Below are 17,905 nucleotides of genomic sequence, written 5' to 3' on the forward strand. Positions count from 1 at the left end.
GAGCATGCAGGCGCAGGAGGCCACGAATCTGCCGCTCGAGGGCGTGCGCGTGCTCGATTTCTCGATCATGCTGGCCGGTCCGTATTGTGCGAGGCTGCTCGCCGATGCCGGCGCGGAGGTCATCAAGATCGAGCCGCCCGAGGGTGACGACATGCGTCTGCGGGCCCCGTTGCGGGAGGGGCAGAGTGCTTATTTCGGCCAGCTCAATGCGGGCAAGCGCAGCCTTGCGCTCGATCTGAAAAATTCCGAGGCGATCGAACTGGTGCGCCGGCTGGTCAAGGAGACCGATATCCTGGTCGAGAATTTCCGGCCGGGGGTGATGGACCGGCTGGGCCTCGGCTACGACGCGTTGCGCGCGATCAATCCACGCCTGATCTACTGCTCGATCTCGGGCTACGGCCAAACGGGCCCGGCCGCGGAGCGCGCCGCCTATGCCATGATCGTTCACGCCGAGAGTGGCTTCGACCGTTCGCTGATGCGGTATGCGGGCGATCGCGACCGGCCGGCGGCGGGGGCGGTTTTCGTCGCTGACGTTCTCGGGGGGATCTTCGGCTATTCGGCGATCCAGACCGCCATGGTCCAGCGCGCACGGACGGGGACGGGCCAACGGATTGATGTTGCCCTGATGGACTGCATGCTGAACCTGCTCGTCTACGAATTGCAGGAAGCACAGTTCTCCCCGCAAGCGCCGCGCGCCGCCTATGGTCCGGTCCGGGCTTCCGACGGCGACATCCTGGTTGCGCCGATCACGCCGCGAAATTTCGCTGCGCTGTGCGAGGTGACCGGGCAGGCCGATCTCGCGAACGATCCGCGCTTCAAGACGGTGCCGGGCCGCGCGGCCAATTGGACCGCGATGATGCAGGTCGTCGAAAAATGGTCCGAACAGAATACGGTGCGCGAGTGCATGGCTGCCCTCGACAAGGCCGGCGTTCCCAGTGCCGAATATCGCGATCCGGGAGCTGCGTTGACCGACCCGCATCTCCTTCAGCGCGGCGCATTCGCGACGATTGCGGATAGTGCGGGGGAATTCCTTGGCGTCAATGCGCCCTGGAAGATGTCGGGAGGATCGACCGCCATGCGGCGGGAGATCCCCGCGGTCGGTGCGCACCGGGACGAATTGCTGTCCCGGGTCCTCGGCCTGTCGGGCGAGGCCATCGCCGGCCTCGCTGACGCCGGAGCGTTTGGAAGCGCCAGCGCCCGGTTGAAGGGCTAGTCCACATTAGCGCGCCGGAGGGCACCGTCCATGAAGATCATCGCTGCGATAGCAAATGGGCCGCGCGATCCTTTCGAGATCGCCCCTTGCGAACTCTCGGCCCCACGCGGTGGCGAAGTCCTGGTCAGGGTGCACGCGTGCGGCATCTGTCACACCGATCTGGCGGTGAAGTATGGGCACATTCCGGTGCAGATGCCCAAGGTTCTGGGCCATGAAGGAGCGGGCGTGATCGAACAGGTCGGCCCCGGCGTGACGTCGTTCCGCCCCGGCGTGACGTCGTTCCGCCCCGGCGACCACGTGCTCATGAGCTTCGGTTCCTGCGGTGAGTGCTCGAATTGTAGTGACGGCGCCCTCGGCTATTGCGATCACTTTCGCACCATCAACCTGTTCGGAAACAGGTCGGGCGGCTCGGCGCTGTCACGGGGCGGGAGCGACCTCGGCGGTCATTTTTTCGCGCAATCAGCCTTCGCGAGCCATGCGATCGCCACCACCAGGAACATTGTCAAGGTCGATGCCGATCTGCCGCTGGATCTTGTTGCGCCGCTCGGATGCGGCATCCAGACCGGCATGGGATCGGTCATGAACGTGCTGCGGCCGCGGGCCGGAACCTCGATCGCGGTGTTCGGCGTTGGCGCGGTGGGCCTGTCCGCCATAATCGCCGCGCGGATCGTCGGCTGCTCGACCATCATCGCCGTGGATGTCGTGCCGGAGCGCCTGCGCGTCGCGCGCGAGCTGGGTGCAACGCATGCGATATCCGGCCGTGCCGAGAATTCCGCGGCTGAGATCACCGAGCTCACGCAGGGCGGCGCGCATGTCTCGCTCGACACGACGGGCGTACCGGCGGCGGTGGCAAGCTCGGTCAATTGCCTGCGCGCGCGAGGCGTCAGCGCGCAGGTCGCGGCCCCACCTCGGGGAACGATGTATGCGGCCGAAGCCAGCGTGGTGGTCGGACGGGGAATCTCCATCCGCGGCGTGGTCGAGGGCGATGCAAATCCCCAGCTGTTCATTCCGCGCATGATCGGCTTCTTCCGCGAAGGCCGGTTGCCGCTCGACAAATTCGTCAAGACCTACCCGCTCGCGAGGATCAACGAGGCCGTTGACGACCTCGACAGCGGCCGCGTGGTCAAGCCCGTTCTGACCATGGTGGAGATTGGAAGCGCTTAACAAGACACAAAACAAGCAGGGAGGAGGAACGATGCTCGACATCGCAACGGATAATGCCATCGCCGATCACAGAACCTACGGCAATGTCGGACTGCAGCACCGGCTCTTCGGCGAGTTGCGGCGAGGCGATCCGGTCCATTGGACGCAACCTGAAGGGTACCGTCCGTTCTGGACCATCACGAGACATGCCGACATCATCGAGATCGAGCGCCAGGCCGATCGCTTCATCAATGCGCCGCGGACGAAGCTTCTCAGCATCGAATTCGAGAGCAAGGTGAGGGAGGCGATGAGCGGCAAGCCCATGCTGGTCCGGGCCTTGCCGCAGATGGATAATCCCGATCACGGCAAGTATCAGAAACTGACCCACGCCTGGTTTCAGCCCCGGCACATCCGGACGTTGTCCGAGCGTATGGCGGCGCTGGCGAAGGAGAGCGTCGATCGTCTCGTGGCGATGGGCAACCAGTGCGATTTCTACAACGATATCGCGATCTACTATCCTTTGCGGGTCCTGATGACCATCCTCGGCCTGCCGCGCAGCGACGAGGAACGTCTGCTCAAGATCACCCAAGCCTATTTCGGCGGCGGCGATCCGGAGATGCAGAAGGGCTCCGACCTGATCGACGCCACGATCGCCTATGTCGACTATTTCAAGGACGTCGCGCGGGAGAGACGGAAGAACCCGCAGGACGATGTGGCGACGGTGATCGCAACGTCGGAGATCGATGGCCGGCCGATCGAGGATTTCGAAGCCTATTCGTACTATGTCGCGCTCGCGAGCGCGGGACACGACACGACGAGCGCGACGATCGCCGGCGGTCTGCTTGCCTTGATCGAGAACCCCGAGACCATGGCCCGCCTGCAGCGCGAACCCGAGCTCCTTTCGGACGCCGCGGAGGAGATGGTGCGCTGGGTATCTCCGGTCAAACACTTCTTCCGCACCGCCACGGCCGACTACGACATTCGCGGCAAGACGATCAGGGCCGGCGACAGCATCCTCCTCAGCTATCCGTCGGGCAATCGGGACGAGGACGCCTTCGATCGGCCCTTTCAGTTCATTCCCGATCGGTCGCCCAATCGGCATCTCGGCTACGGATTCGGCATTCACGCCTGCATCGGACGGCATTTCGCCAAGGCCGAGATCGTGGCCTTCTTCCGCGAATTCCTCGGCAGGATCGAGCGGGTCGAGCTCGCGGGCGTGCCGGCGTGGACCGAAACGTCGTTTCTCGGCGGCGTGAAACGCCTGCCGATCCGCTATTCGGAACGCTAAGGGAAGCATTGCGGCGCGTGCGCGTCCTCGAAGGCAGGGACGGGGTCAGGTCTCTGAGGACGAGGGCGCGGCGGCCTTGGCGATCGCGAGCATGCAGTTGAGGAAGTGGACGCGGTCCTCCTTGGTCAAGGGCGCAAGCAGGGTGTTCTGAAGCTCAGCCGCGGCGGGGATGACTCCGAGAAGGGCTTCCTCACCCTTGGCGGTGATCTGGACCTGGATCGACCGCCGGTCTTCCGCGTTGCTTCGTTTCGAGATCAGCTTGCGCCCGGTCATGCGCTTGAGCATCTCGCTGAGCGTGTTGCGGTCGCTGCTGATGCGCACGGCGAGAGCGGACGGGGTGAGGGGACCATCCTGATAGAGCGCGATCAACACGCCGAACTGTCGTGGCGTGATGTCGCTCTGTCCGGTCAGGTCCTGGTAGAGCAGGTCATAGCGGGCCTCGAGCAGTCGAAGCAGAAACCCAACGCCCCCTTCTAGGCGCCAGTTGCGCGCGATCTCCACCGCGCTCGCACTCTTTCCCTTGGGCCCTGACATCGTCGTTGACCTGAAATCTCCGAGAACGGCTCAGGCGTTAGCAGCTTGTCCGGTGGCTCTCAACCCCACGGCGGAATGGGCGCCAGTGAGCGCTGCGTCCAGAAATTCCGGCGAGACCAGATTTGCTATTGCAAGCCATTCGCTCATATAGTACGTATACGTATCAATTAACGGCGCTGAACTGCGCTGCCTGGGAGGGACTGCTTGGATCTGCGCGAGCTGCTGTCGATTCCCTATCTTCTCGAAGCCGAGGCGGTCGAAACCGAGCCCGGTCGATGGCTCGTACGTCTGACCTATCCTGAACTGCCCGGCTGCAGCGCGGAAGGCGCGGTGGTCGAGGACGCCCTGCGAGATATCGAGCGGTGCCGCATCGAGACGATCGTCAGCCTCGTTGAGTCGGGGGCAGTGCCGCCCATACCACGGCAGCCACTGGCTTCGGCGGATCCGCTCTGGACCGCACGTGATCTCGGACTGTCGGCGCGTGTTGCGGCGCTCCTGGGCACTGCACCGGAGCAGGGCGGTGACGGGATCCCATTGAAGGAGAAAGCACATGCTCTCACACGAAGACAATGAACGGCTCGTCCGGGTCGGCAAGGGCACGCCGCTCGGAGACCTGTTCCGCCTCTATTGGATTCCCTTCCTTCCGTCGGCGGATGTGACCAAAGATGGCCAGCCGAAGCGGATCAGGCTCCTCGGAGAGGACCTTGTCGCATTCAGGGATTCGGAGGGACGCGTCGGGCTGGTCGATCAGGCCTGTCCGCATCGCGGCGCGCCGATGGTGTTCGCGAGGAACGAGGATTGCGGCCTGCGATGCGTCTACCACGGCTGGAAGTTCGACGTCACGGGCGCCACGACGGATATGCCGGCCGAGCCGGTCCGCAGCCGCCTTAAGGAGCGCGTGAGGATCAAGGCCTATTCGTGCCGGGAGCGCAACGGGATGATCTGGACCTATATGGGGCCAGATCAGGCTGATCTGCCGCCGCTGCCCAACGTCGAATGGAATCTGGTGCCGCAGGAGCAGGTGCATATCTCGCTGCGCGTGCAGGAGTGCAATTGGCTTCAGGCGGTCGAAGGTGAGATCGATTCCGCCCACGCGCCGCTGCTGCACGGGCGCCTGGATGCACAGGGCTCGACCAGCGCCTGGATCCAGAAACGCGATCTGCGTCCGACGTTCGAATGCATCAAGCAGGATTTCGGCATGAGCATCGCTGCGCGGCGCAACTACGATGCCAATACGCTGTACTGGCGCGTCAACCAGTTCATGCTGCCGTTCTACACGCTGGTCCCGCCATTGATGCCGTTCCCGGATCTCAGTGGCCATGCCTGGGTGCCGATCGACGATAAGAACACGCTCTGCATCATGTTCTCATATCACCCCTCGCACCCCCTGCTGCCGAAAACCCGGCGGGTCTTCTCCGAAGGACACAATGGTCGCGAGAGCGGGCATGCCAGCCGCCATGCGCTGGTCGAGCACCCGATGACGGTGCCTTATGCTGGCTATTGGACGAAATATAATCCGCAGAACGGCTTCCAGTTCGACTACCAGGCGCAGCAGACGACCTGGTTCTCGGGCCTGCCGGGCTTGTGGGTACAGGACGGAGCCTGCCAGAGCGGCGTGTCGCCGATCTTCGACCGGACCAGAGAAAATCTCTGTTCGAGCGACACCGGCATCGCGATGACCCGGCGTTTCATCCTGGAGGCGCTCGGGGCCTATCGCGATCACGGAACCAAGCCGAAAGGCGTGACGGACCCCGACGTGTTCATGGTCCGCGCAGTGTCGATGCGGCTGCCGCCGGAGGATTCGTGGGTCGACGTCGGCACGCCCTTCATGCGTGCCAAGCTCGGCGCCGATTTCGGATACGAGATGTGAGCCCTTCGATGGCAGTCCCGCGGAGGCGCGCGCCATGAGCGATGGCTTGTTCGACGTTCGCGTCAAGCGCATCGGCTACGAGGCGGATGGGATTAATTCCTACGAACTGAACTCGCCGACCGGCCGCGATCTCAATCCCTTCACGGCCGGTGGGCATATCGATGTGCATCTGCCGAACGGCATGGTCCGCAGCTATTCGTTGGTCAACGATCAGCGCGAGCGCCATCGCTATGTGATCGCGATCAACAAGGACCCGGCCGGGCGGGGTGGCTCACGCTTCCTGCATGACAATCTGAGGGCGGGCGACATCGTCAGGGTGTCGCGGCCCCGCAACAACTTTGCGCTCTGCGAACATGCCGAGCATTCGGTCCTCGTCGCAGGCGGAATCGGCATCACGCCGTTGCTGTCCATGGCCCGTCGCCTCGACGCCCTCGGGCGGTCCTGCGAACTGTTCTATGCTGCAAGGGCGCCGCGCGCGGCGGCATTCCTCGACGAGATCGAGGTGCTCGCGGCGAAGGGACGCTTGAAGGTGCGCCTCGACTTCGACAACCAGCGCTCCGGGCGTCTGTTCGATCTTGCGTTCGTCATCGACCGAGCGCCGGCGCAGGCTCATCTCTATTGCTGTGGGCCGCAGCCGATGCTCGAAGCCTTCGAAGCCGCGGCCGCCAGTCGTCCGGCCGATCAAGTGCACCTCGAGTATTTCCAGGCGACCGAAGCTCCCGCGACCGCAGGCGGTTTCGAGGTGAGGCTCGCGCGCAGCAACCGGACGATTGCGATCGAAGCCGGCAAGACGATCCTCGAAGCGCTGCTCGATGCCGGGATTGCGGCCAACCATGCCTGCTCGGAGGGGATCTGCGGCACCTGCGAAACGCGCGTACTCGAAGGCATCCCGGATCATCGCGATCAGTTTCTCAGCAAGGACGAGCAGGCATCCAACAAGACGATGATGATTTGCTGCTCGGGCGCGAGGTCGGGCACGCTGGTGCTGGACCTCTAACAACAAAAAAGTTCGTAACAGGGTGGAAAACATGAAAGTCGCTTTACGCGTTGCCGGAATAGCCTTGCTCCTCGTCGGCCTGGGTTCGCCCGCATGGGCGGCCGCAACGCGCACCATGAAGATCGGCGTCCTCAATGATGCGTCGGGTCCCTATTCCGACAATGCCGGTGAAGGCTCCGTGACGGCGGCGAAGATGGCGGCCGAGGACTTCATGGCGCAGCACCCCGACTTCAAGGTCGAGATCATCTCGGCGGATCACCAGAACAAGGCGGATGTCGGGGCGGCCATCGCCCGTCGCTGGATCGAACAGGAGAAAGTCGACGCCGTCGCCGACGTACCGAACTCCGCGGTCGGCCTTGCCGTCAATGAGGTGGTTCGCGGCGGCAAGGCGGCCCTGATCGCTTCCAGCGCGGCGTCGTCCGATCTGACCGGGAAATACTGCTCGCCCAATACGATCCAGTGGACGTTCGACACCTGGGCTGCGTCGCACGCGATCGGCAACTACCTGGTCCGTCATGGCGGCAAGAAATGGTACTTCATCGCCACCGACAATGCGCTCGGCAAGTCCATGGTGCGGGACGGAACGTCCGTCATCAATGTGGGCGGCGGTGCTGTGCTCGGATCGGTCAACGTTCCCATCAACAATGCCGACTACGCCTCGTTCATCCTGCAGGCAGATGCCTCCGGCGCCGACGTGATCGCTTTCGCTACCGCCGGCGGTGATACCGTCAGCCTGATCAAGCAGTCCGCCGAGTTTGGCTTGAAGCAGAAGGGCCGAACCTTCGCCGCGATGCTGACGACGACGAACGACGTCGAGGCCAGCAGCCTTACGGTCGGGCAGGGACTGATCATCACCCAGCCGTTCTATTGGGACCTCAATGAGGCCAGCCGGGTCTGGTCGGCGAAGTTCAGCGCACGGCAGCATGATCAGTCACCGACCGCGTTTCACGCCGGCGTCTATTCCTCGGTGCTGGCCTATCTGAACGCCGCATTGGCCGCGGAAACCAACGACGCGCAGGCGGTCATCCGCAAGATCAAGGAGCAGCCCATCGACGACGCGCTGTTCGGCCCGGTCGTGGTGCGGGCGGACGGCCGCGCCATCCACAACATGTACATCTTCAAGGTGAAGGAGCCGAGGGCGTCGAAAGGCAAATGGGACCTTCTCGACAATGTCGGCGTCCTGAGCGGACCCGAGGCATTCCGCCCGATCGACCAAGGCGGATGTTCGTTGGTCGAGCAGGCCAGGGGCAATTGACGCCGGTTGCGATCAGGTCGCCAGTGCTGCCGCGCAAACTTGATGGATGCACCATGCTGGACAACATCGAAGCCGACTTCCCCGCCTACACGCCGCGGCCATCCGATGCGCCGAGGGCGCTCGCGGGAATCCGGGTCGTGGATTTCTCTCATTTCATCGCGGGCCCGTTCGCCACGATGATTCTCGCCGATATGGGCGCCGAGGTCATCAAGATCGAAGCGCCCGGCCGCGGCGACGATCTTCGGCGGTATCCGCCGGTGCATCCCGAACTCAAGGCCGGGGCGCCGTTCGTCTGGACCAACCGCAACAAGCGGAGCGTTGCCCTGGACCTCAAGTCGCCGGAGGGTGTGGCGGTGGTGCGTGACCTGATCGCGACGGCGGACGTCGTCGTCGAGAATTTCTCCACCGGGGTCATGGAGCGGTTCGGGCTCGACTATGCGGCATGCCTCGCGATCAAGCCGGACATCATCTACTGCTCGGTGTCGGCCTATGGACGCGAGGGGGCCTTCGCGGACCGGCTCGGCTTCGATCCGATCGCGCAGGTGGAGAGCGGGTTTGTGTCCATGAACGGCTATGCGGACCGCGAGGGCGTGCGGGCGCTGTCGCCGGTGATGGACATCAGCACGGCGATGATGGCCTGCAACGCCATCCTCGGCGCGCTGGTCGCTCGTGAGCGCAGCGGGCTCGGACAGTCGGTCGAGGTGTCGCTGTTCGACAATGCCGTGCTGATGACCGGCTATGCCACGATGCAGCATTTGTTCACCGGCGCGAATCCGCAGCGACACGGCAACACGAGTCCCGACACCTGTCCCTCGGGCGTGTTCCAGGCGCAGGACTGCGCCTTTTATATCAATTGCGGAAACGACAAGATCTTCCGGCGCCTGATGTCGCAGGTGCTCGACCGCGCCGATCTGGCCGCGGCCGAGATCTATGCGACCGGGCCCGACCGCATCCGGCGGCGGGACGGATTGTTCGCGATCCTCGGCGAGGCTTTCGCGCAACGGCCGTGGAGCGATTGGCAGGCGCGGATGCGGGCGGCCGGCGTTCCCTGCGGGCAGGTGCGCGCGGTCGGGGAGGCGATCCGGTCACCCGAAGCGCGGGAGCGCGGTCTCGTCACCCGCATTCCGCATGACACGCTGGGCTGGATTCCGAACGTTAGCCTGCCGATCCGCTATTCCGCGACGCCCATCGTGGATCCCGTGGCCGCCCCCGCGGTCGGCCAGCATACCGGGGCCGTGCTGCAGGAACTGCTGGGATACGACGATGCGCGCCTGGCGCGGCTCGCCGCGGCCGGCGCCTTCGGCGAGACCGGGACAGGGCCGGCGAAAGCGGGGCGGACGTGAGCGCAAAGGCGTCCGCCGATCGCACGCTCAGAGGCCGCGTTGCCGTCGTGGGGATCGGCGAGACCGACTATTACCGACACGGCGCATCGCCCGATCCGGAGTTCAAGCTGGCGCTGAAGGCCATCCTGGCGGCGTGCAGCGATGCCGGAATCGATCCGCGCGACATCGATGGCTTCGCCTCCTACAGCGAGGAGCGGAGCGAGGCGTCCCGGCTTGCTGCCGCGCTCGGCACGCGACGCCTTCGTGCCGCGACCATGCAATGGGGCGGGGGAGGCGGAGGCTGCTGTGCGGCCGTCGCCAATGCGGCGGCCTCGATCGTCGCGGGCCTTGCGGATTGCGTCGTCGTGTTCCGCTCGCTCGCGCAGGGGCAATACGGCCGGTTCGGGCAGACGACGAACATCGACACGATTTCCGGCGAGAAGGCGTACCTGATGCCTTACGGCATTCTGGCGCCGCCGCAGCGCTTCGCCATGCGCGTGCGCCGCTACATGCATGAGCGCGGCGTAAGTCAGGAGGCGCTGCGGGCAATCGCGTTGGCCTCTTATCATCATGCGCAGGCCAACCCGCGGGCCGTCATGTACGGCAAGCCGCTGGACCCGGCCAAGTATGATGCCTCGCGCTGGATCGCGGAGCCGTTTCATCTCTACGATTGCTGCATGGAGAACGACGGCGCCGCCGGGCTCGTGCTGGTGCCAGCCGAGCGTGCTGGAGAATTTCGCAACAAGCCGGCCTATGTGCTGGGGGCCGCCGTCGGATCCGGATATCGCGCGGGCGCGATCCCGCACAATTCGCCGCATTACGCGAGCGCCGGCTTCGAACCCGTCGCGGCCGATCTCTATGCGATGGCTGGGCTCGGTCCATCCGACGTCGGCGTCGTCCAGTGCTACGAGAACTTCACGGGCGGCGTGGTGATGGCGCTCGCGGAACACGGCTTCTTCGCGCCGGAGGAGGCGAACGACTATCTCGCCTTCGACAACCTCGTTGCGCCATCGGGGCGCCTTCCGCTCAACACCAGCGGCGGCAATCTGGCCGAGTGCTACATGCACGGGTTCGAACTCGTGCTGGAGGCCGTGCGCCAGGTGCGCGGAACGTCCACGAGCCAAGCGAGGCGCAATGATGTGGCTATGGTGATCGGCGGACCCATGGTCACGCCGGTCAGCAATCTCCTGCTCGGCTCGGAGGCGACACTGTGAGCGGCGAGGCGACCCAAACCTACCTTCCGCAGGGGCTGCCGATCCCGGTCGCCGAGGCCGACGGTCTGTCGGCGCCCTACTGGCAGGGGTTGCACCAGAACCGTCTCCTGGTGCAGCGTTGCCGCCATTGCGCAACATGGCAGTTCGGCCCCGAATGGATCTGCCATCAGTGCCATGCCCTCGATCCCGACTGGACGGAGATCGAGCCGCACGGGCGGATCTTCAGCTGGGAGCGGGTCTGGCATCCCTCGCACGCCGCGCTGAGGCAGCATGGACCCTATCTCGCCGTGCTCGTGGAAATCCCTCACGCCAGCGGCGTCAGGATGATCGGCAACCTGCTCGGCGATCCCGCGCAAGTAGTTTACATCGGCGCGGCCGTGGAAGGCGTTTTCGAGCACCATCCGCATCCGGAGCGGCCGTATTCGCTGCTGCACTGGCGGCCTTCGTCAGCCCGCTGACGCGAGACGCAGCTTTCAACAGGTCCTAAGGTGTCTGAGCGCGAGAGTCGCATTCGCTGCTCTGACGGTATTTGAAGCGGCGCCGCACTAGTGGGGGCATGGCCCTCTTGGCTACGCAGGCAGCCCTGATTAGTCGATTGACTCCGATAGTTGGCGGAATGGCCAGCATTGAGCGCGGTTCGAATTTTTCTGTGAATTCAAGACCGAAAAATTGAGGCGGTTGTACCGTCGGCATTTGTCCGTCAGACCCGAAAAATTGTGCTTGTAGATCAACGGCGAAGCGATGTTCGAAATGATAGAGTGGGTAGCGCAATCGCGCGCTATTGCGCGTTTTGGCGTAGTTTTGGGTGGGCCACTTACACTTACTCTCGCTCGGCGATCAGGCGAGTTGTGGGTTTAGATCTTACCCGCTTGAGGTCCGCACTCCAACGCGTTTTGGTTGACGGAGTACTGCGGCGAACCAGAGCGTGCAGAAGGGCCTCACCTGCCTTGGCCGTGGCCTCTGGTTTGAGAGCGGCGGCTTTTGGCGCAACGCAGACGAGGTCGGGCTTTGTGTTGGAACGTCATCCCGCGAGGAAGCCGCCATCCACGGCAATTACCGTTCCGGTCGCGTATTGCGAGGCCGGCATGCAGAGAAACGCGACGGTACCGGCAACCTCTGACGGTTGACCCCACCGCTTGAATGCCGTGCGGTCCGCGATGCGCTGATAGTGCGCGCGATCGGCTCGGCCTGCGGCGTTGATCGCCGTTTCGATGTAGCCGGGCGCGACGGCATTGACGCGGATGCCTTCGCCGGCCCACGCTAGGGCCAATGCCTTGGTTAGCATCACGACGCCGCCCTTGCTGGCGCAGTAGGCGGGAATCCGTGGCAGAGCTAGCGTCGCGTTCATCGAGGCAATGTTCACGATTGAGCCCTTCCTTTCCGCCAGCAGGGGGCGGAATGCCATGCAGGTCCGGAACGTGCCGGCGAGATTAATATCGAGCACCTTCATGAAGGTCTCGATCTCGAATTCCTTGTCGCGTGCAAGAATGCCGGCGCAATTGATCAGCGCGTCGACGCGGTTGTGCTGCCGGGCGAATGACGTCACGGCTTCGTCGTCCGTGACATCCAGTTTCGCGAGCTCGAGCCCGGCACGGGCTTTGAGCACAGTGCGTGCGAGATCAGCCTCATTCGCTCCCGTTGCCGTGACCGTCGCACCAAGATCGCAGAATTGATTGCTGATTGCAGCGCCGATGTCGCCGGAGCCACCGATCACGACGGCATGGAAGCCGGCGGCGAGAGAAAAATTGGAAGTCATCGGAGGATCTCACTTCAGGATTGTGGGAGGCGAAGCCGTCGACTCTCGGACCACCAGCGAAAAGTCGATTTCGCGATGCTTGATGGTCTGTTCGCCCGCGAGGCTTCGCACCAGATATTCTCCGGCCAGTTGCCAGGTCTCGTCGGTTGGCACGTGAATGGTCGTCAGGCTCGGCCGCAGATGGCGGCTCCAGTCGAGATCGTCGAAGCCAACGACCGATAGATCACGCGGCACCGAAAAACCGCTGCGTTCCGCCTCGAGCAATACGCCATAAGCGATGACGTCATTGCCGCAGACCACGGCGGTCGGACGATTCTTGAGGTTCAACAGATAACGGGCCGCCTCGCGTGCGTCGTCCAGGGTATAGGGCACCTCGACGTGCCATTCGGAAGGGAGTTCAAGACCGTTCTCCGCAAGCGCGCGACGAAAGCCGGCGACGCGCGCGCTGGCGCGATCGTTGTTGCGCTGGAGAGCCGAGACGATTCCGATCCGGCGATGGCCAAGTTCGATGACATGCGCGGCCGCGCGATAGGCCGCGGCTTCGTTGTTCGTTCCGACGCAAGGGTAGGGCCGGTCCGGTTGATAGATCCCGACATTGATGAACGGCACCGCATTGTCCGCGAGCAGCTTGCGCAGGCCTTCGTGATGACAATCGCCCCGCAGCACCAGGCCATCGACGCCGCGGCCGATCAGATTGCGGGCCTGTTGCAGCTCGATGTCGAGATCATATCCGCTCGTGGTGAGGAATAGCATGTAGCCGACCGAGGAAAGATATCTTTGCAACGAGGCGATGCCGCGCGCGAACATGGTGTTGTCGATCGTTGGCACAATCGCGCCGAGCGTGCGCGAACGTCGCGACGACAGAATGCGGGCCGGCGCATGCGGGATGTAACCGACGGCATCGATTGCCTGCGCGATGCGTGCGCGCAGGGACGGGCTCACCGCATCGGGATTGTTGAGTGCACGCGAGACAGACGCCGTCGACACTCCGGCGCGGGCCGCAACGGCGCGGATGCCCTGCTTCTCGGATCTGGCTGTTGGCAACGACATATGTAACGTTACATTTCCGAAGTGAGCCCCGCCCAGCAGCGGTTACGCTGCAAAATGGCCTATACTATGCGATTTGTCCATCGCTTGACAGGGCAAGGCTAATGCTTAGGATGTAACCGTTTTCAAAGAGATCCGCCGACTCAAGGCGGTCAGCCGGGAGGAGATTTCGATGAAGGCCAGGATGCTCGCGACGTACGTCGCGTTGCCGGTTCTCGCGATTGCCGCCGTCAGTGTGGAGGCGCACGCCGCCGATTTCGACTGGATGAAATTCAAGGGCAAGACCGTCACTTTTCTCGCCAACAACAATCCGGTGTCGCAGGCGCTGCTGACCTACAAGGCCGATTTCGAGAAACTGACCGGCATGACCCTGAAGGTCGACAGCTATCAGGAACAGCAGATGCGCCAGCGTCTGGTCACGGTCATGAATGCGAACAGCGACGAAGTCGACGCATTCATGACGCTGCCCTCGCGCGAGGGCGAGCAGTTCGCCGCCTCCGGCTGGTATGCCGATCTCACGGCGATGTCGAAGGGCGCGGTTGCCAAGGAGTACGATCCCGGCGGGTTGAGCCAGGCCCTGCTGAAGGCCGCGACGTTCGGTGGCAAGCTGACAAGCATGCCGATGAACATCGAGGGGCCAATCCTCTATTACCGTACCGATATCTTCAAGAAGTGCGGTCTCGAAGCTCCGAAGACCATCAAGGAGGTCGAGGCGGCAGCGGAAAAGATCAAGAGCTGCGACAGCGCGGTGACGCCGTTCGTCTCGCGCGGCCTGAAGCCCGCGGTCGCCTACACCTTCAGCAACATGCTCCACAATATCGGCGGCAGCTACATCGCGAATGGCAAATCGAGCCTCTGCTCGGCCAAGAGTAAGGAAGCGCTCGACACTTATAGTCGCCTGCTGCGCGACTTCGGACCGCCCGGTGTTGTCAATTACAGCTTCCAGCAGATATCCGCACTCTATCGCAGCGGCCGCGCCGCGATGGCGTTCGAATCGTCCAACGAGCTGAGGACCGTGATGGACGGCGGCGCGCGCCTCAAGGACACCGGCCTCTTGCCATTCCCGGCGGGCGAGGCCGGCCAGGTGCCGACCACGATCGGCTGGGGCATGGCTGTGTCCTCGCACAGCAAGCAGCCGGATGCGGCATGGTACTTCGTGCAGTGGGCAACCAGCCCCGAAGTGCAGAAGAAGATGGCGCTGCAGGGAATTGCCCCGCCGCGGCCGTCCGTCGCCAACGACCCCGAGTACCGCAAGTGGATCGACGAGGAGCCGGTCCGGAAGGAATGGCAGGCGGCGCTCGACGTGCTGGCCACGAAGGGATCCTCCGAGGTCGGCTATCCCATCGTCGCCAACCCGCAATCGCGCGAGTTCATCGGGCAGGCGGTGCAGGATCTGATCCTGAAACAGAAGAGCCTCGATCAGGCTTGCGCCGATGCCGACAGGGAGCTCGACGCCCTGATCGCGCAGAAATAACGCCCTGGCGCCGGCTGGCTTCGCGCCGGCCGGCACATGATTCAAGGACACGGACGCATGTCGGATACGGCTGCGACATTGACGCAGGACCGGCAGAAGCTGGAAATGTCGGCGCTCTCGGCGCCGGCCGTGATCTTCACGGTCGGGATGATCGCGTTTCCGGTCGTCTACACGATCTGGCTCGGCTTCCAGAATTTTTCCTCGACTGGCAAGCAGTCCTTCGCGGGCCTCGCCAATTATTCGAAGCTGGTGTCCGACGTCGAGTTCTGGCACGGGCTGTGGGTCACGATCGCGCTTTACGTTTTGTCGCTGGTGCTGCAGCTCGTCTTCGGCGTCTGGCTTGCGCTGGTGCTGTTTCACGCCAAGCGCCTGCCGGGCATCGTGCGCTCGCTGTTCATCTCGCCCTTTATGATGCCGCCGGTGGTGGCCGGCATGATGTGGCTCGTGATCCTCGATCCCTCGCTTGGCGCCGCCAATTACATCCTGCAGTCGTTGGGCCTGCCGCCATCGGACTGGCTGGCATCGCCGACCTGGGTCATTCCGACGGTGGCGCTGATCGATAGCTGGCAGTGGACTCCGTACGTCGCATTGATCGTGCTGGGCGGACTGCAATCGTTGCCCTCCAGCGTCTACGAGGCCGCTCAGATCGACGGCGCGTCCGCATTCAAGACCTTCCAGCGCATCACGCTGCCGCTGCTGCTGCCGACCATCGTCACCGCGGCGATCCTGCGCAGCGTCGATCTCCTTCGCTTCTTCGACATCATCTACATCACCACCCAGGGCGGCCCGGGCAACGCCTCGAACACGCTCAACATCTATGGCTTCCGGGTCGGCTTCGAATTCTTCAACATCGGTTATGCCAGCGCCCTGATGCTGACGCTGACGGCGATCGTGTTCGGCGCGGTGCTCGCTTTCAACCGCCTGCGCGGCGCGGTGGCGTGGTGATGTCATGACCGATGCAATAACCACCGACCGCTGGATACGCCGGCTCAATCTGGTGCAGCTCGTGCTGGCCGGTGTGATCATCATGGCGCCGACGGTCTGGATGGTGCTGTCCTCGTTCAAGCCATCCTTCGAAGTCACCGCCTATCCGCCGACGCTGATCTTCACGCCGACGCTGGACAACTACGTCGAGCTGACCAAGACGACGCCGTTTCTGAGCTACGCACTTAACAGTCTGATCGTCACCGTCGGTTCAACCGCGCTCGGACTGCTGTTTGGAATTCCCGCCGCCTTCGCCGTGTCCTGGACGCGTATCTCGTGGCCGGCGATCCTGACTCTTGCCGCGCGCATGGCGCCTGGCACGCTGTTCCTGCTGCCGTGGTACGTCATGTTCCGGCAAGTCGGACTGATCGGGTCCTACACCGCGCTGATCCTCAGCCATGCCGTGATCACGTTGCCGATCGTGATCTGGGTGTTGCTGCCGTCGTTCGACGGCATTCCGCGCAGCGTGTTCGAAGCGGCGCAGGTCGACGGCTGCAGCGTCACGCGCATCCTCTGGCGCATTGCGCTGCCGCTGGTGGCATCAGGCGTCGCCGTCTCGGCGATCCTGGCGTTCGTTTTCTCGTGGAACTACTTCCTGTTTGCGCTGGTGCTCTCCAATGGCGAGACCAAGACGCTGATCGCAGCGGCCTTCAACTTCATCGGCGAAGGCTCGACGCAATGGGGCGCCCTCATGGCCGCTGCATCGCTGATCGCATTGCCGCCGCTGGTGCTGGCGGCCCTGGTCCAGCGCTGGCTGGTCTCCGGACTGACGCTTGGCGCGGTGAAAGGCTAAGGTATCCGATGAACGTATCCCCCCGTCCGAATTCGATCATGCAGGCCGCGGTTTTCCACGGCAACGATCGCATCACCATCGAGCGTGTGGCAATGCCCGAAATCAGCACCGGCGAGGTGCTCGTGCGGGTCTCACGCACGGCGCTGTGCGGCTCGGACTTCAAGCTCTGGCACAAAGGCGCCGAGTTCACCGCCGGCCATGAGATTTTTGGCGTGGTCGAGCAGCCCGGTTACCCACTGCATGGCCGGCGCTGCGCCGTCTACATTCCCCTGCATTGCGACCACTGCGCTGCCTGCAGGCGCGGCGATACCCAGATGTGCCTGGAAGTCTCCTGCCTGATCGGCTGGAACCGGCCGGGCGGCTATGCCGAATACGTGCCGGTGCCGGAGAACTGCCTGCTGCCGGTGCCTGATGATATCGAGGACAGCCTGGCGCCGCTGCTGCTCGACACCATCGGCACATCTGCCCACGCCGTGCGCTTCGTCAGCCGCGTGGTCCCGCCGGCCGAGTCGGAGCCGGTTCTCGTCACGGGGGCCGGGCCTGTCGGCCTCGGCGTCGTGCTGGCGCTCCGCGCGCTCGGCTACGACGACGTCCATGTCGCCGATCCCAACGCCGCCCGCCTCAGAATCGCGCAGTCCTTCGGCGCGAAGGCGCACCCCGTCGGCGACACCTCCAAGCGCTTCGCGCTCATCATGGAATGCTCCGGCGCCCATGCGGCGCGCAATCTCGGCATCGAACTGGTGCTGCCCCGCGGGGCGCTGGTGCTGGTCGGCGAGAACGCCGCGCCCTGGACCATCGAGGAAGGCAAGGTGTTCCGCCGCAAGGATTTTTACATGATCCGGACCTTCTATTTTCCGGTCGCGGATTTCGAGCCGAACGTCGAGTTGCTGCGCAAGTACAAGGATGAATACCGCGTCCTCGTCGATGGTGAGTTCGGCCTGTCGGCGCTGCCCGAAAATTTCGCCCGCTTCGCCAAGGGTGAGCTGATCAAGCCCGTTCTAGCGTTGGATTAAAC

The 17,905-nt window shown here is 63.8% G+C and carries 17 protein-coding genes; 14 read left to right on the forward strand and 3 right to left on the reverse strand.

Annotated features, from left to right (window positions below):
- The first annotated feature begins 4 nt into the window (after positions 1-4).
- Genes YUA_RS0122475 through YUA_RS0122485 form a run of 3 tightly spaced genes read left to right on the forward strand, consistent with a single transcriptional unit; the run spans position 5 to position 3,644 of the window.
- The gene (locus YUA_RS0122475; protein WP_027532723.1) at positions 5-1,213 is read left to right on the forward strand and encodes a CaiB/BaiF CoA-transferase family protein; all 1,209 of its coding nucleotides are present in this window, start codon (positions 5-7) and stop codon (positions 1,211-1,213) included.
- A gap of 30 nt (positions 1,214-1,243) precedes the next feature.
- On the forward strand, positions 1,244-2,377 hold the full coding sequence (locus tag YUA_RS0122480; RefSeq protein WP_027532724.1) for an NAD(P)-dependent alcohol dehydrogenase: 1,134 nt from the start codon (positions 1,244-1,246) through the stop codon (positions 2,375-2,377).
- A 31-nt stretch (positions 2,378-2,408) separates the two neighbouring features.
- A complete protein-coding gene (locus YUA_RS0122485) occupies positions 2,409-3,644 on the forward strand; it encodes a cytochrome P450 (RefSeq protein WP_027532725.1) in 1,236 nt (411 codons plus the stop codon).
- Between the two features lie 45 nt (positions 3,645-3,689).
- Here the strand turns inward: YUA_RS0122485 and YUA_RS0122490 are convergent, their stop codons facing one another.
- Positions 3,690-4,178 (reverse strand): MarR family winged helix-turn-helix transcriptional regulator, encoded by a 489-nt coding sequence (locus YUA_RS0122490; RefSeq protein WP_027532726.1) that lies wholly within the window; start codon positions 4,176-4,178, stop codon positions 3,690-3,692.
- Between the two features lie 204 nt (positions 4,179-4,382).
- Here YUA_RS0122490 and YUA_RS48535 point away from each other — a divergent pair, with 204 nt between their 5' ends.
- The 7 genes from YUA_RS48535 to YUA_RS0122525 are packed head-to-tail and all read left to right on the forward strand — an operon-like array spanning position 4,383 to position 11,294.
- A complete protein-coding gene (locus YUA_RS48535; RefSeq protein ID WP_084292783.1) occupies positions 4,383-4,751 on the forward strand; it encodes a hypothetical protein in 369 nt (122 codons plus the stop codon).
- The gene (locus YUA_RS0122500; RefSeq protein WP_027532728.1) at positions 4,729-6,048 is read left to right on the forward strand and encodes a Rieske 2Fe-2S domain-containing protein; all 1,320 of its coding nucleotides are present in this window, start codon (positions 4,729-4,731) and stop codon (positions 6,046-6,048) included. Before YUA_RS48535 ends, YUA_RS0122500 begins: the two co-directional genes overlap by 23 nt.
- 34 nt (positions 6,049-6,082) lie before the next feature.
- Positions 6,083-7,045: a PDR/VanB family oxidoreductase gene (locus YUA_RS0122505; RefSeq protein WP_027532729.1), complete on the forward strand. Its 963-nt coding sequence runs from the start codon at positions 6,083-6,085 to the stop codon at positions 7,043-7,045.
- A 31-nt stretch (positions 7,046-7,076) separates the two neighbouring features.
- Positions 7,077-8,300, forward strand: coding sequence for an ABC transporter substrate-binding protein (locus YUA_RS0122510; RefSeq protein ID WP_027532730.1), 1,224 nt, complete (start codon positions 7,077-7,079; stop codon positions 8,298-8,300).
- Between the two features lie 53 nt (positions 8,301-8,353).
- Entirely contained in the window at positions 8,354-9,643 is a 1,290-nt protein-coding gene (locus YUA_RS44745) for a CaiB/BaiF CoA-transferase family protein (protein WP_051383335.1), read from the forward strand.
- Complete coding sequence (locus YUA_RS0122520; RefSeq protein ID WP_027532731.1) at positions 9,640-10,836, forward strand: acetyl-CoA acetyltransferase; 1,197 nt, start codon at positions 9,640-9,642, stop codon at positions 10,834-10,836. The genes YUA_RS44745 and YUA_RS0122520 overlap by 4 nt, the downstream gene beginning before the upstream one ends.
- Positions 10,833-11,294, forward strand: coding sequence for a Zn-ribbon domain-containing OB-fold protein (locus YUA_RS0122525; protein ID WP_027532732.1), 462 nt, complete (start codon positions 10,833-10,835; stop codon positions 11,292-11,294). Before YUA_RS0122520 ends, YUA_RS0122525 begins: the two co-directional genes overlap by 4 nt.
- A gap of 563 nt (positions 11,295-11,857) precedes the next feature.
- On the opposite strand, the gene YUA_RS0122530 is transcribed toward YUA_RS0122525, so the two are convergent.
- A complete protein-coding gene (locus YUA_RS0122530) occupies positions 11,858-12,592 on the reverse strand; it encodes an SDR family NAD(P)-dependent oxidoreductase (RefSeq protein WP_027532733.1) in 735 nt (244 codons plus the stop codon).
- 9 nt (positions 12,593-12,601) lie between these two features.
- Complete coding sequence (locus tag YUA_RS0122535; RefSeq protein ID WP_027532734.1) at positions 12,602-13,642, reverse strand: LacI family DNA-binding transcriptional regulator; 1,041 nt, start codon at positions 13,640-13,642, stop codon at positions 12,602-12,604.
- Between the two features lie 169 nt (positions 13,643-13,811).
- On the opposite strand from YUA_RS0122535, the gene YUA_RS0122540 reads away from it, so the two are divergent.
- From YUA_RS0122540 to YUA_RS0122555, 4 genes are read left to right on the forward strand one after another with little or no spacing between them, the layout of a single operon-like run.
- Entirely contained in the window at positions 13,812-15,113 is a 1,302-nt protein-coding gene (locus tag YUA_RS0122540; protein WP_027532735.1) for an ABC transporter substrate-binding protein, read from the forward strand.
- Positions 15,114-15,170: 57 nt separating this feature from the next.
- Complete coding sequence (locus YUA_RS0122545; protein WP_035971469.1) at positions 15,171-16,058, forward strand: carbohydrate ABC transporter permease; 888 nt, start codon at positions 15,171-15,173, stop codon at positions 16,056-16,058.
- Between the two features lie 4 nt (positions 16,059-16,062).
- Positions 16,063-16,890, forward strand: coding sequence for a carbohydrate ABC transporter permease (locus tag YUA_RS0122550; RefSeq protein ID WP_027532737.1), 828 nt, complete (start codon positions 16,063-16,065; stop codon positions 16,888-16,890).
- 8 nt (positions 16,891-16,898) lie between these two features.
- On the forward strand, positions 16,899-17,903 hold the full coding sequence (locus YUA_RS0122555) for a zinc-binding dehydrogenase (RefSeq protein WP_027532738.1): 1,005 nt from the start codon (positions 16,899-16,901) through the stop codon (positions 17,901-17,903).
- Positions 17,904-17,905: the final 2 nt, after the last annotated feature.

It is taken from the genome of Bradyrhizobium sp. WSM3983, from assembly GCF_000473045.1.
GTDB lineage: Bacteria > Pseudomonadota > Alphaproteobacteria > Rhizobiales > Xanthobacteraceae > Bradyrhizobium.

Excerpts from the sequence above, each read along its gene's own strand:
- YUA_RS0122540 (WP_027532735.1), top strand. The coding sequence starts at position 13,812 with ATGAAGGCCAGGATGCTCGCGACGTACGTCGCGTTGCCGGTTCTCGCG.
- YUA_RS0122545 (WP_035971469.1), top strand. The coding sequence starts at position 15,171 with ATGTCGGATACGGCTGCGACATTGACGCAGGACCGGCAGAAGCTGGAA.
- YUA_RS0122500 (WP_027532728.1), top strand. The coding sequence starts at position 4,729 with ATGCTCTCACACGAAGACAATGAACGGCTCGTCCGGGTCGGCAAGGGC.
- YUA_RS0122505 (WP_027532729.1), top strand. The coding sequence starts at position 6,083 with ATGAGCGATGGCTTGTTCGACGTTCGCGTCAAGCGCATCGGCTACGAG.
- YUA_RS0122490 (WP_027532726.1), bottom strand. The coding sequence starts at position 4,178 with ATGTCAGGGCCCAAGGGAAAGAGTGCGAGCGCGGTGGAGATCGCGCGC.
- YUA_RS0122485 (WP_027532725.1), top strand. The coding sequence starts at position 2,409 with ATGCTCGACATCGCAACGGATAATGCCATCGCCGATCACAGAACCTAC.
- YUA_RS0122535 (WP_027532734.1), bottom strand. The coding sequence starts at position 13,642 with ATGTCGTTGCCAACAGCCAGATCCGAGAAGCAGGGCATCCGCGCCGTT.
- YUA_RS0122550 (WP_027532737.1), top strand. The coding sequence starts at position 16,063 with ATGACCGATGCAATAACCACCGACCGCTGGATACGCCGGCTCAATCTG.
- YUA_RS0122510 (WP_027532730.1), top strand. The coding sequence starts at position 7,077 with ATGAAAGTCGCTTTACGCGTTGCCGGAATAGCCTTGCTCCTCGTCGGC.
- YUA_RS0122480 (WP_027532724.1), top strand. The coding sequence starts at position 1,244 with ATGAAGATCATCGCTGCGATAGCAAATGGGCCGCGCGATCCTTTCGAG.
- YUA_RS0122530 (WP_027532733.1), bottom strand. The coding sequence starts at position 12,592 with ATGACTTCCAATTTTTCTCTCGCCGCCGGCTTCCATGCCGTCGTGATC.
- YUA_RS0122555 (WP_027532738.1), top strand. The coding sequence starts at position 16,899 with ATGAACGTATCCCCCCGTCCGAATTCGATCATGCAGGCCGCGGTTTTC.
- YUA_RS44745 (WP_051383335.1), top strand. The coding sequence starts at position 8,354 with ATGCTGGACAACATCGAAGCCGACTTCCCCGCCTACACGCCGCGGCCA.
- YUA_RS0122475 (WP_027532723.1), top strand. The coding sequence starts at position 5 with ATGCAGGCGCAGGAGGCCACGAATCTGCCGCTCGAGGGCGTGCGCGTG.